Here is a 12,872-nt window from a genome sequence, read left to right on the forward strand (position 1 = left end):
CCCACATTCCACACCCTGGGGGTGTCACACAGCATAATTACGCAGAATGCTCTATCTTTACAGTAATAAATTATGCCCTTAAAAAGTAATTTATCCGTTAATGTACGGTATTCTCGTATAACTTATAGTTTTATTGCTGGATAAAAATAAGTAAAAACCGATTGTGACCGTTGAGTGTGCCGAAAGTGGGCTAGAAACCCGGTTTCTCGGACATATTTCTGCAAGTGCTATTCAATTGGCCTAACTTAACACTTGTGGTCGCCTCGAAAGTTAAATCTATTAAAAAATTGGCTGAATATTTCTAGTTTCAGATGGTAAGATAGCGATGGAATAAACGTCCTGCAAGAGGCCTGCTGTGATCCGTTCTGCTACTTTACCGCTTCCGCTTCCCGAGCCGCCGGTTTCCGCTCATGACCGTCTGCGGCTGTTCTCCGGTTCTGCTAATATTCCCCTCGCCCAAGAGGTGGCTCGCTATCTGGGGATTGATTTGGGGCCGATGGTTCGCAAGCGGTTTGCTGATGGGGAACTCTACGTTCAAATTCAAGAATCGATTCGGGGTTGCGATGTTTACTTGATTCAGCCAACTTGCTGTCCGGTAAACGATCGCCTCATGGAATTGTTAATTATGATCGATGCTTGTCGCCGCGCTTCGGCTAGACAAATTACTGCTGTCATTCCCTATTACGGATATGCTAGGGCTGACCGCAAAACGGCCGGAAGAGAGTCGATTACGGCAAAATTAGTGGCTAATTTGATTACGGAAGCTGGGGCAGGTCGCATTTTGGCGATGGATTTGCACTCGGCTCAGATTCAAGGTTATTTTGACATTCCTTTCGATCACGTTTACGGTTCGCCGGTGCTTTTGGATTATCTGGCGAGCAAGCAATTGACGGATATTGTTGTGGTTTCGCCGGATGTTGGCGGAGTCGCTAGGGCGAGAGCTTTTGCCAAAAAGCTTGGTGATGCTCCCCTGGCAATTATTGACAAGCGCCGCCAAGCTCACAACGTGGCCGAAGTGATGAACCTCATCGGTGATGTCAGGGGCAAAACTGCTGTGTTGGTGGACGACATGATCGATACTGCCGGCACGATTTCTGAAGGTGCGAGATTGTTGCGCCGCGAGGGTGCGAGGCAGGTTTATGCTTGTGCTACTCATGCGGTGTTTTCGCCTCCGGCGATCGAGCGTTTGTCTAGCGGGATTTTGGAAGAGGTAATTGTTACAAATACAATTCCTGTGCCGGAAGAGAACCGTTTTGAGCAGTTGACGGTGCTTTCGGTAGCGAATTTGCTCGGAGAAACTATTTGGCGGATTCACGAAGATAGTTCTGTAAGTAGTATGTTCCGCTAGACAGGAAAGGCGCTTTTTGAATGTTTGTTTTAGGGTGCGTTAACAAGAGTGTAACGCACCGTTTTTTTGCCCAATAGTGCGATCGTTTCCCGCAAGTAATCAGCCCCGGCGCATCTAAATTTTACTGTCAACTCCCATCAAATTCTTGTGGCGTGGGCGTCCCGCCCGCCCGGAAAATACAATTTAGATGCCCAACAGCTTATCCAGTTCCTCGGTAAAATAACGGTTATAACTTTGTTGTAAGGACTCAAGTCCTCATAAAATTCGCTCGGACTTTAGTTCTCACTACGAACCAATGTGACGATCGCCGAGCGATCGCACTTGGTACCACCGGAACAAGAGATGGTAAAATTCTATCTTGTTGTTGGAAGAGGGCGACTTTTTTATATTCTAGATAAGTCTCATCACCATAAGGAGCCAATAGGGAAAAATCATGAAACATTCACTTCTACGAACAGTGGCAGCACTGGCAGGTTCAGCAATTTTAACACTGGGCGCGATCGGTTCGGCTAAAGCATTTACTTTTGACGAAACCGAAATTAACCAAGAGCGAGTAATTGTCATCGCCCAACCCCGCCCTTTCGGCGGCCACCAATTGCTAATTGTAGAACAAGTATCTGACAAGCGAAAATGCTGGAGCGAAAGCGGATCTAATCCCGTGAAAGTCGATCCGTTATTAGTTACTTTTGATTTTACCGGTATTTGTGGCCGCGCAACAGACAGCAACGGCTTTTCAATTCGCATGGCCGGCACAGATTTAGCATTAAAATACACCCTGACTTTGGAAAGTGTTGATGGTAATGTTCTACTAATGGGAACCCCGGTAGATTACCAAGGTAAATCTGTGATTATCGGTCGCACAAATGGCGCTCTTAACGAATTCATGAAAATTACTCTCGATCCTGCTTGGCGCTTGAGTAAAAGAGCTTATCAAGGCCGCACATTAGGTCACTTTTATTTCACTACCAATGAACCCGCACCGGGAGAAATTGGCAATACCGGAGGCAATACCGGAGGCAATACCGGAGGCAATACCGAAGCAATACCGCAGCCATTACCGCAGCCATTACCGCAGCCATTACCGCAGCCAATACCAATACCAATACCGCAGCCAATACCGCAGCCAATACCGCAGGAAATACCAATACCGTAGGCAATACTGGCTTTTCTACCATTCGGAGATAGCTACCGATGATATCTACTATTCAATAGCTTTCGACCGCAACTTGCTGTTACCAGAGAGCAATTGGTATCTTTAGTTTGGGAATCTTTGAAATGAATACAAGGCGCTAATATCACATTTCCTAGCCATATTTCTATCCGTCCATTTAGCGAAGTTGATATTTCCCGCTGGAGTGCGGGAAAAGTTCTCTTGGCGCGGGACAACAAGATAGTTAGTGGCTATCAAGATGGAACTTTTAAACCTACGCAGCCCGTCACTCGCGCTGAATTGATGGCGGTGCGCCGTCGAGCGACGGAATTTGGTTTGTCGGCGGGAATGCAGCCGAATTTAGTTGCTAAAGAGCCGTCTAAAACTTTTTCAGACATTCAGAATTATTGGGCTGCTTCTATTATTACTCAAATGTCTTCTTATTGTTCTGTTGCTGCCGCTATTAACGAAATGGGTTCTGTTTGTTTTCGAGAATTCTGCAAAACGGAATTACGCGGCGGCTACTTTACGGATGGTGAAATGCGTTAAGGCTCAGTAGGGCGAATTAAATCCCCGACTTCTTGAATAAGTCGGGGAGCTGAGTATTCTGTTTTTTTTTAGCTGGACATTTTACGCTACGCCGTAATCAGTATACTGCCGTTTGTAGGGGGGTTGCAACCCCAAAATAATATCCTCTCTCGGTACTCCCATTGCAACTAATTCCTCGGCAGGATTTTGCTCTGTCAAATTTTGTTGAAGCCAGATTTTTCCATCTTTTATGTCAATGTGAATGATGGTTTGATAAATCCGGGTTAAGTGTTCCCAGCCGACATTCATCCACTGATAATGATCTCGTTCTGTGTCTAAGATTAGTTGCACTTCGACTTCATCATCCGAAACATCTTCTTCGGCATAACGGCTCATTAATGTCTGAACGTACTGACGATATTGAGCTAGTTTGTCCATTGCACAATCACCTCATTTGTTGGATCGTATACGATTAGCAACACCTGATACTGTTGTACCGCAGTTTGAGTAAACTCAGACTGAAAAAATGTTTTATACACGTCAAGTGGTACTGCCAAATACAATTTCCGATTAGGTTCAACCGATGCCAAGCCAAGCCGATAACTGAGAAATTGTCCCAATGCAGCATAAAAGTCTGTAATTACAGAGGGATTGAGGAAGCTTTTGATTTCGACTGCAATTTTCTCCCCTCCTCGCTCCGCTGCGACTAACCTTTCTGCTCCCAAATCGACCTGAAATTTAACATTGCCAAACTTAAACTTTAGTGGATCGGCAGTAATCACCCACTGTTCTTTTTGAAGGGCCCGTTTTACGGATTCGTGGAAGGTATCTTTGGCAGACACAAACAAATTCTCAGCGCGATTGCAAATAACTATTAATTATAGCAAATTAGCGGTATATTGTCAATTGGTACAATCCTAATCGTATAAATAGTTTCAATTTTTAAGTTAATGAGGACTAAAGTCCTTATATTACTTGTTTCCTGACTCTGTTTCCTTGCGTTTCTTCTTAGATGCTGGTTTCCGATTTTTCGGAACCGGGATTGTCTCTGATTCTTGCTGTGCGCTGTCTGGGGTTACTTTACACAAGTCATTTAAGGAAAGTTTTTGCTGGGATTCAAGTTCGTTTAGCAAGTTTGATGCGGTTTCTAATATTTGTTTTCCCTGTCGGACTTGAATAGTAGTTTTATTTTCGATCGCATCTAACAACACAAAAATCGAGACTGTTTGCCAAATATCTAAATCGTCGCCGACGACATCGCACTCAGACACAATTTTGCCGTTTTCGGGGACGTGAATTCCTAAGCCGGAAGCTTGAATTAACGGCTGGATTTCTGCTATACTTAAATCGGCAAGGTCAGTAATTTTATGTTCGAGCGATACTAAATCTGCTAAATCTGGCAAGTTGACCGATTCTGCGGCTAAAGCATCGAATTTAAAGGTAAGAGTTTGATTCAGCGGATCGGAAATGGCATAAATTGATTGAATTTGCGATCGACTAACCGCACCTTTATCAAAAAAATCTCTGCCTTGCGGGGCGATCGCAATTTGCCCATTTTCAGCCACATCCAAGCTTTCCAAACTAACCAGAGTCGCCGCCGTAGTCTTCACAAAAATCTCGTCTAACCCCAGCAAATCCGCCAACTCCTTCAAAGTTGGCGCAGGTTCAAACTCAACACCCGCCCGCAAAATGAACTCTTCCAACACGTTAAACTGGCGCGGTTCGCTAATCGCCACCTCCAGCGGAGTTTGGCGGATGGCGAAGCGGAATTGACGCGCCGCCAACACAGACAAACCCGGATTTTGTTGCTCAATTTGTTCGGCTAGCGAACTTAAATTCGAGTCTATTGGTTTAGTTGAGGACGCTAGAAACATCTACAAAACCTCCGCAGTGACGCACCGTTTTTGAAACTTCCTGATACATTTTCCCCACTGTACCTGTTTGTTGGGTAAATAAATCGTGGCAGCCGACAACTACCAGCAATTCTTGAGCGCGGGAAAATGCCACATTCACCCGTTCCGGTTCCTTAGCAAATCCAATATCGCCCCTAACATTATTGCACACTGTGCTGACAATAATTACAGGTCTTTCCATGCCTTGAAATATGTCAACCGTACCAGTGCGGATGCTCAAAGCAGGGAATCTTTCGCCTTCAATTCTGTCTTTAATTGCATTTAATTGAGCAGCATAAAAAGTGATAATTCCGATTTCTTTCGGTGGTTCGCCGTCGGCAACTTTGGGCTGCCAAGCTATCTCCATTTGTTCGCACAAACGCTCGATCGCATCAATCTCCTTGACATTCAACCGCGAAGTACCCTGTTTTTCCTCTTCAAACCCTTGTCCGATAGGCGTTTTCACCCACAGAATGTGATTATTTTCTTGAATAATTCTACCTGCGAGGTTGTGGGCGCGCTTGGTGTCTGCTTCCTGAATACCACAGTTGAGCTTTTGCTGGTAAAACTGATTGATGGCGCCCATAATTTGCGGGTGCATTCGGTATTGAGTTGTCAGCATCTTTTTGATGCTGTCGCTGGCTGTTTCAAACAATACTTTAAACAAAGATTCTTTGATAAAACTTAATTCGTCTCCGGTACAGCCGATGTCTTCGGCAATATCGTCGATCGTACTTTGATTAAACATCGGCGGCAATTGCCTGTGATCGCCCACTAATACTAACTTTCTGCCTTTCAAAGCGGGAATTAATAACTCTGGCGGAGTGCATTTGCTAACTTCGTCAATGATAACTGCATCAAAGCTGGGAAAGTTTTTAGTAAAATCGAAGCTAGCAGCTTGCACGCAAGTAATGCCGATAACGTTGGCATTGTCAATATAAATTTGCTTTAAATCGTTGCGGTCTTTTTCTGATGGATTGCGGAGTTTTTGAATCCAATCTGTCACAAACGTTTGAGAGCGATTTAGTGCTGTTTCTTCTTGTTCTAATTTCCGCTGCCAAGTTTTGAAGAGACGCTTAATTTTGTTTAAAAAAGCTACGCTGAATAATCCTGTATTCGGAACTTCTGGCTGATATTGAGTGGGGATAGTTTGCCATGCTGACTCCCACCAATTTCTCTCACCAAGTAATGCTGCTGTCGGTTGCTGTTGTTGCAGTTGATAGTTAATTTCGCTCAATTCTGTTTGCAGTTGAGCGAGTTGCTGCTGCGAAGTTGCAGCCGCAATTTGCAGCGGAGATAAATGCTCGTCAAGAGTGTTTTTGATTGTCTCCAAAACCCCAAAAGGATCTAAGTCAGCAATTGATTTGTCAAGCTGAATTAGGCTTGCTTTCCAAGCCTCAACTTGCTTGACAAACTGCTGCGGTTGCTCCCAGATATTCGATTTTTGGGCGAGATATTGTTCGGATAAAATCCGCAATTTTTCAGGTACATTGGGCTGTTGGACAATTGCTTGCAACAAATTAGTAACTTCGCTAATTTTTAAGTTTGCCTCTTGCTGCGCTGTTTCTACCTGAAGTTTCGCGGCGGATATTTGCTGCTGGTTTAAGGTTTGACCGATTTTATCTAATAATTGTTGCTGTTTTATAAGCTGCTGTTCGGTTTCGGTTTTCAGGGGAACCACGCACTGACGGGCATTGGCGAGGATACTGTGCAGCAATTCTTTGACTAGGCGATCGAAGGTAGCCTGAATATGATTTGGCTGCAAGGATTGACTGTAAAATTGTTGAATGCTAGCTAAGAAAGTCGCTGCTTTTTCGATGATGAATTTGCGCTGACTTTGACTGACTTGAGAATAGCTGGCGAAGTCTTTGGCTAGTTGTTGCCACTGTGTACGATCGCCCGCAGAGAGCACGATCGGCGTTTGACTCAAATTTAGGTGCAAAAACTCGCTAAACCGGAACTGTTGCCCTTGTATGTCCTTAAAACCTGCGCTTTCTTCGTGGGCTACCGCCTTTTGCAACCGATCCAAATCGGGCAAATTGATTTTGCATTTGGGCGGCACGATCGGCAATTTGAGCGATCGGGCAATTTTCAGCAATCCTGCGGGCAATTCTACCATATCATCCGTCAGCATTGCGCCCGTTTCCCAGCAAGTTTTCACAACTTCATAGAGCCCCGTATCTGCTGTCTCAATCCACTGTGCAACGGCGACGACAACGGCTGCAATTTCCGCTTTTCGCAGTTCCAAATTCTTGATTTTCTGTTCGAGATTTTGGCGGTGTATCTGATTTTGCCGATCGCCCAATTCGAGTTGATTCACAGCCTCAGACATCTGCCGCGACACCCGCAACGACTCTGCAACCGCCGACATAGCGTGACAAACATCATCAGCGCGATCGAATGCCGTCTTAAATTCCGATATTTGGGCTGCTACAGTTTCCTGCAGCCAAACAGCAATCCCAAACGCGCCGCAAGCAGGGCGATCGAACCCTATTTGAATAGCATTGCTAGTGGCAATCCGAACATTAGCCATAAAGTTTTCTACTAAAACATTGCCTTCTGAATAGGGTTTTAGTCGGGGCATAAACTCGGCAACTTCGGGAGATTCCCAGTTAACTTGCGGTGCATCCAGCAGATTTTCTAACCCAGTAACTAGAGATTCAATCTCGCTTTTGTCGGTTAAATTCCGTTCATAATCTGCTGCTTGCTGGTTGCACTTTTCCTCAATATTTGCTTTACTGTCGTGCAGGTGCTTTAGTTCATTAAAAAAAGCTTTTTCGGCGGCACAGTAGGCGGTAAATCGCTCTGATTCTGCCACCAACTGCCGCAAAGATTTGACATTAGTCAGGCGCTGCGAGAGCTTTTCTTCGCAGTCAGTCGCCGTATTTTGCAGCCAAGTGCCGATCGCATTTTCCTCCAAAAACGGCTGCCCTTCTTCCTGCACCTTATGAGCTTTTCCCTTCCGCAAAGCCCGAATCGCCGGATTGTGAACTAACCGACTCAAAGCATTGTCTACAGCCAAATTTGCTTGCGAAGCAATGAGCGTTTTGCCACCCTGACGGGCAATTTGATAGCAAATCTCCGCAATCACAGTCGTTTTGCCCGTTCCCGGCGGGCCTTGAATCAAAATTAAATCCCGCGCCGAAAGCACCGTTTCTACGGCGGCAAGTTGATCGTCATTAGCATTGCGATTTAATAAGTTGTCCCGATCCAATTTAATCAGTTTTTCGGGCAGTCTCGCCTGAGAAGAGTCGAATAAAAACTCACTCAAATAGGGATTTTGAGCGCGGCCATCTGTCAGCATTTTTAAAGCTTTCTTCTTGCGTTCGATCTGACTAATATCGCCCGCCGCTTCAAAATACAAGAATCCTTGTTTGGGCATTTGATATCTGCCGCCCGCCATGCGAGATCCTAAATCAACATCTAACTTAATCCGTAATTTACCATGTTCAAAGTCAATTTCAGCGATGCTACCCAATGTCTCTCCATCTCGGCTGCTTCTGCTTCCGGGCGGCGAATCAAACAGGATAATTTCTTCATTTCGCGCCTTTTTTAGCCTTTCGCGAAAGTCGCCCAATTCTAAGGGATTTTCCTCATAGCCATCAAGAGTTGCGGAATTACGATCAATTTCAAAAGTGACGATTTTAAAGCCTGAACCATAATTATGACCGCGAAAAGGCACGCAAAATTGACGCGCTTCCGCGATGCGTTTTTCCACATTTAAAAAAGTATGCCAAACTTTTAGTTGTTCGGTAGTTGGTATGTGTCTGTCGTCCCAAAATGGCATTTGTTGGACGCGGGCGATCGACTTTACAGGAATTGGCGAGCGACTGTTAGCCAAAAGTCGCAACTGAACCGGCAAAGAATACCCATCTTTCCTTCCTCTGGGAACCGCCACCAAACCAGCATCCAGCAGTTTTAAACCGCCAATTCCGTCTTCACAGCGTACAGTTGCTAACAACCGCAAAGTGCGATCGGATTTTTGCAATAATTGGGGTAGTTCAAAATCATCTCCATCCGTAGCAAGCAGCAATTCCCAGATTTCTTCTTCCGAAAATCTTTCATTTACCTTTTGGCGGCGCACGTAGAAAAGACTGTGGGATTTGCCGGCCATCTCAGACATCAGAATTTCCGCACGCTCTCTGCATTCCCAATCGCAATATTTGGCTAAAGCCGCTTCTCCTTCTATATCCCGAATAAACTTATTAATTGTGCGATCGCCACTAAATTTATATCCCCAATCTTCTGTTACTAAAGATGGCATATTTAGATTTTAGATTTTAGATTTTAGATTGGATTTAAGATTAGCACATCGGAACTTGTGCCGACACAACCGCTACATCCCAAAAAAGATTAAGGCGTGCAATGCACACCCTACGACCATCGCAAATTACCGTACAGGCAACGGGCGATCGAATTAAACAAGTTGAGAATCAAAAGGGCGAACGATGGGACTTGAACCCACGAATGGTGGTACCACAAACCACTGCCTTAACCACTTGGCTACGCTCGCCGTATCAGTTTTAACTATAGCATCATATCTCAGCACAAGTCTAGGGGTAAGGCAAAAATATTTTGAAATATTTCTGAGCGTCCCTGAACCGGACAGATCGATGGTGCCTCAAGTTCCCAGCACAGTGAGACTATAGCACAATTTTCGCTCTGTGCGATCGGCCTGTGCGATCGGCAATTATCTCGCCCGCAGCACTCAATCGATTTTAGATTTTAGATTTTAGATTTTAGATTTTAGAATTGAAGCATTGACCCCACGGATAAATTCGGGGGCTCCTTTATCGGATACAGGTTTTTTATGTCTCCACGGATGAACCCGGGGGCTTGTATCCTGGATGCTTTCGGTCATGCGGCGTGGGTTCGGCAGCTCTGGCAGCGTCCCGATTCGATCCAGCGCATTAAAATAGCCTTATCAGCCCAGGCGCATCTACAGTCCAGTTTGATAAAACTCACCTCTGGCACCATTTTTAAGAACAGGCAAGATGCCTGTTCCACAAAGAATGAATTTCTTTTAGGGTGGGCTCTTCTAGCCCGCCCCTAAAAGCCTGATTGAGAATGGTGCAACATCTCAGAGGAAATGCTTGTGGGGTGTCCCGCCCGCCCGAAAAATACAACGCCAGAAGCGGGACAGTTATCAACCCTCTCTCTTCTGTCTCTTCTCTCTTCCCTATTCCTTCGCGCCGCTTCGCGTCTTCGCGGTTCGTTTAAAAAAAACTCTTGTCCGCAATATAAAATCCAAAATCTAAAATCGATATGAGCTACTGTATCAAACCAGAATGTCAAAATCCTCAAAACTCCCACACCGCCAAATTTTGCTTAAACTGCGGCTTTAACCTGTTGCTGAGACAGCGATATCGCCCGATTGAACTTTTAGGTAGAGGCGGATTTGGTAAAACTTTCCTAGCAATTGATGAAGACATCCCATCTGTACCCCGCTGTGCAGTCAAGCAATTTTATTTTTACGACCGCGACCCCGAAATTTTCAACAAAGCCGTTGAATTATTTCGCCAAGAAGCCGTCCGTTTAGACGAACTCGGAAAACACCCCCAAATCCCCACATTATTAGCCTGCTTTGAACAAGAAGGTCATATTTATTTAGTTCAAGAGTTTATAGAGGGAGCGACTCTTAAACAAGAATTAGACAATAGTGTATACGATGAAGAGCAAATTTGGCAAGTGCTGCAAGACTTATTGCCCGTGCTGCAATTTATCCACGACAAGCGCGTAATTCACCGCGACATCAAACCCGAAAATATTATCCGCCGCCAGTCAGACAACAAACTCGTATTGATCGATTTCGGCATAGCCAAACTGCTGACTGATACAGCAATACTCCGTCCAGCAACGCTCATCGGCAGTCAAGATTATGTAGCTCCCGAACAAATGCGCGGCAAAGTATTTCCTGCTAGCGACCTTTACAGTTTAGGGGTTACTTGCATTCGCCTAATGACGCAAGTTCCTCCCTTGGATATGTACGACTGCAACAATGAGCGCTGGTGGTGGCGCGAGTTTCTTCCCACAGCCACGAGTATTAGTGACGAGTTAGGTGAAATTTTAGATAAATTGCTGCAAACTCGTCTCACTCAGCGGTACAGTTTTGCTACGGAAGTTTTGCAAGATATCCAAGCAGCTTTAGATATTCGCCATCAACATTTGCTTTCGCCCAAAAAGCCGATCGCTCCTGCTCTTAATCATAGCGACAACTCAACCGATATCACCGCGCTACAAACTCCTGATTCTCCGATTTTACCCACAAATGCCGTAGCCAATTCCGCAGAAACTTTTCCCTTATCTGTTACTTCCAATCTCGATCAAACCATGATTTCGGCACGGGGAATTAATTATACCAAACTGCGAGATTTTTTGTCAAACAAAAAGTGGAAAGAAGCCGATCGCGAAACTTGGGGCTTGATGTGTCAATCTCTTTCCCAGCAACCGGGAACTCAGCTAGAAATTAGCCAAATTTACCAGCTACCCTGCGAAGATTTGCAAACAGTCGATCGCCTTTGGCTGCACTACAGTCAAGGTCGGTTTGGCTTCAGCGTCCAAAAACAAATTTACGAAAGCGTTAAGGGAGACTATATCAGATTTTGCGATCGGGTGAACTGGCAAACCTACAATTCTGCTACTACTTTAGGGCAGATTAAATTTAGTCAGCAAGCACCAATCGGACACCTCCCCTCTCGCAGTTGGGTTGGCGGCATTCAGTGGCTGCGACACCTCGATGCCCTGTCAGCAAAATTAACCGAGTGCGACAATAATCCTGCTCCTAAATTGTAATTTGGTCTACCGACTCACTAAGTATAATTTCATATTTAAACTCTACCTGAAAGCAGAGAAATTTGTCGCGAGAGATGTATCCATCGACCGAGGCTCGGTGCGATCGTTTGTCGCACAATGGATTCTGAAGGCGAACACCGATAAAGTCTGCAATCCTTTAGACTTTAACAACAGAACTAAAAAGAGGTACCGATCCATGTTTTTTCATAAAAAAGAATTAATGGCTGCAGTCACAGTAGACGAAGCCAACCCCCGTTTTGCCCAATTGCTGCTAGAACAGTTTGGGGGAGCAACAGGAGAACTGACAGCAGCTTTGCAATACTGGGTGCAGTCATTCCACTGTGAAAATGCAGGGATTAAGGATATGCTCCAAGATATTGCGATCGAAGAATTCAGCCACTTAGAAATGGTGGGGCAACTGATAGAAATGCACACCAAAAATGTTGACCAAACAGAAGCTTATAAAAGCACTTTGTTTGCCGTGCGCGGCATAGGGCCACACTTGTTGGACAGCCAAGGTCAAGCTTGGACAGCAGCTTATATCAATGAAGGCGGGGATGTGGTGCGCGATTTGCGCGCTGATATCGCTGCTGAAGCAGGAGCTCGCCAAACCTACGAAGAATTGATTAAGCTAGCACCGGATATGGGAACGAAAAAGACGCTGCACTTTTTGCTGACTCGCGAAATTTCTCACACTCAAATGTTCATGAAAGCTCTGGAATCGCTGGGTAAACTCACCGATCCGATGTTCGGCAATATTCCGCCAGATTCCACTGTGGATCTCTACTTTAACTTGTCCACAAATGGCAAGGATGAACGCGGCCCTTGGAACTCGGAACCTACTTTCAAATACATTGCCGATCCCGCTCCCAAAGCTTAATTTGAGATTTGTTTAGGATGTGTGGCTTAGAAGATTTAAGCCCTCTAGTAAGTAATTTTTAAGCCGCGCACCTTCTTTTGTAAGGTGCGCGGCTTAGAAGATTTAAGCCCTGTGTTGATTAATTTCCAAGCCGGGTACTTTGCTTTAGTTGTTAGAGGTGTGGGGAGCATCTCATATTTGTAAAAACACTTATTATGGCTCCTTCCTTCTTCCTCCTTCCTTCTTCCTTCTTCTTCTTTCCTCCTGACTCCTGACTCCTGACTCCTGGCTCCAATTTCTAGC

Annotated in this window: 9 protein-coding genes and 1 tRNA gene; 5 read left to right on the top strand and 5 right to left on the bottom strand. The window is 45.1% G+C overall.

Going from position 1 to position 12,872, the window contains the following annotated elements; all coding sequences use genetic code 11:
* Positions 1–355: 355 nt before the first annotated feature.
* The 3 genes from QUB04_RS04505 to QUB04_RS04515 all read left to right on the top strand — a co-directional run bounded on the left by QUB04_RS04505 (position 356) and on the right by QUB04_RS04515 (position 3,047).
* A complete protein-coding gene (locus QUB04_RS04505; RefSeq protein WP_333153616.1) occupies positions 356–1,348 on the top strand; it encodes a ribose-phosphate pyrophosphokinase in 993 nt (330 codons plus the stop codon).
* A gap of 433 nt (positions 1,349–1,781) precedes the next feature.
* Complete coding sequence (locus QUB04_RS04510; RefSeq protein ID WP_333281581.1) at positions 1,782–2,501, top strand: DUF3747 domain-containing protein; 720 nt, start codon at positions 1,782–1,784, stop codon at positions 2,499–2,501.
* A gap of 219 nt (positions 2,502–2,720) precedes the next feature.
* Positions 2,721–3,047 carry an S-layer homology domain-containing protein gene (locus QUB04_RS04515; protein WP_333281584.1) on the top strand — a complete coding sequence of 109 codons (327 nt, stop codon included), beginning with the start codon at positions 2,721–2,723 and terminating at the stop codon, positions 3,045–3,047.
* A gap of 81 nt (positions 3,048–3,128) precedes the next feature.
* Here QUB04_RS04515 and QUB04_RS04520 read toward each other — a convergent pair whose 3' ends face one another.
* The 5 genes from QUB04_RS04520 to QUB04_RS04540 all read right to left on the bottom strand — a co-directional run bounded on the left by QUB04_RS04520 (position 3,129) and on the right by QUB04_RS04540 (position 9,431).
* The gene (locus QUB04_RS04520; protein WP_333281587.1) at positions 3,129–3,464 is read right to left on the bottom strand and encodes a XisI protein; all 336 of its coding nucleotides are present in this window, start codon (positions 3,462–3,464) and stop codon (positions 3,129–3,131) included.
* Positions 3,452–3,868 carry a XisH family protein gene (locus QUB04_RS04525; RefSeq protein ID WP_333281590.1) on the bottom strand — a complete coding sequence of 139 codons (417 nt, stop codon included), beginning with the start codon at positions 3,866–3,868 and terminating at the stop codon, positions 3,452–3,454. The genes QUB04_RS04520 and QUB04_RS04525 overlap by 13 nt, the downstream gene beginning before the upstream one ends.
* Before the next feature lie 129 nt (positions 3,869–3,997).
* Positions 3,998–4,900, bottom strand: a complete 903-nt coding sequence (locus QUB04_RS04530; protein ID WP_333281593.1) for a hypothetical protein — start codon at positions 4,898–4,900, stop codon at positions 3,998–4,000.
* Positions 4,878–9,182, bottom strand: coding sequence for an AAA domain-containing protein (locus tag QUB04_RS04535; protein WP_333281595.1), 4,305 nt, complete (start codon positions 9,180–9,182; stop codon positions 4,878–4,880). Before QUB04_RS04535 ends, QUB04_RS04530 begins: the two co-directional genes overlap by 23 nt.
* A 176-nt stretch (positions 9,183–9,358) precedes the next feature.
* Positions 9,359–9,431 (bottom strand) — tRNA-His (locus QUB04_RS04540).
* Positions 9,432–10,183: 752 nt separating this feature from the next.
* Here QUB04_RS04540 and QUB04_RS04545 point away from each other — a divergent pair.
* Positions 10,184–11,710: a serine/threonine-protein kinase gene (locus QUB04_RS04545; RefSeq protein ID WP_333281599.1), complete on the top strand. Its 1,527-nt coding sequence runs from the start codon at positions 10,184–10,186 to the stop codon at positions 11,708–11,710.
* 196 nt (positions 11,711–11,906) lie between these two features.
* Positions 11,907–12,590, top strand: coding sequence for a manganese catalase family protein (locus QUB04_RS04550; RefSeq protein WP_333281602.1), 684 nt, complete (start codon positions 11,907–11,909; stop codon positions 12,588–12,590).
* The last annotated feature ends 282 nt before the right edge of the window (positions 12,591–12,872 follow it).

Origin of the sequence: Microcoleus sp. D2_18a_B4, from assembly GCF_036702475.1 — a bacterium.
Taxonomy (GTDB): domain Bacteria; phylum Cyanobacteriota; class Cyanobacteriia; order Cyanobacteriales; family Microcoleaceae; genus Microcoleus.

Excerpts from the sequence above, each read along its gene's own strand:
- QUB04_RS04510 (WP_333281581.1), top strand. The coding sequence starts at position 1,782 with ATGAAACATTCACTTCTACGAACAGTGGCAGCACTGGCAGGTTCAGCA.
- QUB04_RS04520 (WP_333281587.1), bottom strand. The coding sequence starts at position 3,464 with ATGGACAAACTAGCTCAATATCGTCAGTACGTTCAGACATTAATGAGC.
- QUB04_RS04530 (WP_333281593.1), bottom strand. The coding sequence starts at position 4,900 with ATGTTTCTAGCGTCCTCAACTAAACCAATAGACTCGAATTTAAGTTCG.
- QUB04_RS04535 (WP_333281595.1), bottom strand. The coding sequence starts at position 9,182 with ATGCCATCTTTAGTAACAGAAGATTGGGGATATAAATTTAGTGGCGAT.
- QUB04_RS04545 (WP_333281599.1), top strand. The coding sequence starts at position 10,184 with ATGAGCTACTGTATCAAACCAGAATGTCAAAATCCTCAAAACTCCCAC.
- QUB04_RS04550 (WP_333281602.1), top strand. The coding sequence starts at position 11,907 with ATGTTTTTTCATAAAAAAGAATTAATGGCTGCAGTCACAGTAGACGAA.